The 1,771-nt window shown below is 72.1% G+C and carries 1 protein-coding gene; it reads right to left on the minus strand.

Annotated features, from left to right (window positions below; all coding sequences use genetic code 11):
- Positions 1 to 27 precede the first annotated feature (27 nt).
- Positions 28 to 1,452, minus strand: a complete 1,425-nt coding sequence (locus ACWGL3_RS06030) for an APC family permease (protein ID WP_452460951.1) — start codon at positions 1,450 to 1,452, stop codon at positions 28 to 30.
- Between the last annotated feature and the right edge of the window lie 319 nt (positions 1,453 to 1,771).

The following is a 1,771-nucleotide window of genomic DNA, read 5'->3' on the forward strand; positions in this document are numbered from 1 at the left end:
GGCCTCCCGGCCGGGAGGACCGCGTCCTCATGTGCGGGGAGCGCCGGCGCGGGCGTCCATCGCCTCGACCAGGCGGCGCTCGGCGTCCGCGCCGGGGGCGATCCGGGGGAGGCGCCACAGGAGCGCGGCGCCCGCCGCCCACCACAGGGCGACCATGAGCCACTCGTGGGGCCAGCCCAGAGCGGCGGGCATGCCGGGCAGGTACAGCAGGAACAGCCCGAAGGACAGGACGAGGGCGGTCACGCCGACCGGCACACCGGCCGGGACGGTGAAGGGCCGCTCCATGGCGGGGTCGCGACGGCGCAGCACCAGGAAGCTCACGACCACCAGCATGTAGGCGGCGACGATGTTCATGCCGCCCGCGTTGGTGAGCCAGACGAGCATCGGGCGGCCGAAGAACGGGGCCGCCAGGGACAGCGCCCCGATGAACAGGACGGCGTTGGAGGGCGTGCGGAAGCGCGGGTGCAGGTGGCCGAACCAGGCCGGGAGCATCCGGGCCCCCGCCATGGCGAAGACGAGGCGGCTGCCCCCGATGAGGAAGGCGTTCCAGCTGGTCAGCAGTCCGGCGATGCCGCCGAGGACGAGCAGGTCGCCCATGGCGTCACTGCCCCACAGGGCGGCGACGGAGTCGGCGGAGGCCAGTTCGGACGCGGAGAGCTCGGCGGCGGACAGCCCGGCGCCGGCGGTGAGCACGACCATCACGTACCAGGCGGTCGCGCAGAACACGGAGACCACCAGCAGCGTGCCGACCATGCGGTGGGGGATCCTGATCTCGGAGGCGGACTGGGGGATGACGTCGAAGCCGACGAACAGGAACGGGACCGCCACCAGCACCACGAACACGCCGGGGACGCCGCCGGTGAACAGGGGTTCCATGTTCTCGGCGGAGCCGCCGACGAACGACCCGGTGAGCATGACCGCGCCGACGGCGACCAGGAACAGCACGGCCACGACCTGGAAGGCGCTGGCCGGCCTGATGCCGACGTAGTTGACCGCCGTCATCAGCACGGCGACGACGACGCCCACGGCGACGAGGTCGGCGTGCACGTCGTATCCCGCGACGGTCCACAGGTGCCCGACGCCCATGCCGGGGAAGAGGTGGACGAGGGTCTGGGGGACGGCGACGGCCTCGAAGGCGACCACGGACACGTAGCCCAGGACCATGGCCCAGGAGGCGGTGAAGGCGCCCCTGGGACCGATGGCGCGCATGGCGTAGTGGTGCTCGCCGCCCGCGTGGGGCATCGCGGAGACGAGTTCGGCGTAGGTGAGGCCGACGAAGGCCATGACGACGCCGCCGATGACGAAGGCGAGGGCGGCGCCGAGGCTGCCCGCCGCGCCGATGAAGTCGCCGACGAGCACGATCCAGCCGAAGCCGATCATCGCGCCGAAGCCGAGCGCGAGCACGTCACCCCTTCCCAGGACCCGGACGAAGTTCTGGCGCTTGTCGGTCATGGGCGATCCCAACGCTCGTGCCTGTGATGGGGGACACAAAAGCACGTCGGCGGATCAGAGTGAAGGTGTCGTTCCGGACATATTCTCCCGCCCTGTTGTCCAGGCAGTCGCAAGATCCGATGATCCTCTGTCATGCCTGACGGGGGAGGGCGGCCATGGAGTCACGCACAGTGGCCGGAGGTTCGGGTGTCGCGCCTGGTCGGTCGCGGGGCGCTCGGGGGCGGGGCCGTGCGGGTCACGGCGGGTGTGCGCGGAAGGGCGGTCGTCGGCGGCCCCGGACGGCCGCCGCGACGTGTCGGACCCGTGTGGCGGGCGAGGC

Source organism: Nocardiopsis sp. NPDC055824, assembly GCF_053616335.1.

Excerpts from the sequence above, each read along its gene's own strand:
- ACWGL3_RS06030 (WP_452460951.1), bottom strand. The coding sequence starts at position 1,452 with ATGACCGACAAGCGCCAGAACTTCGTCCGGGTCCTGGGAAGGGGTGAC.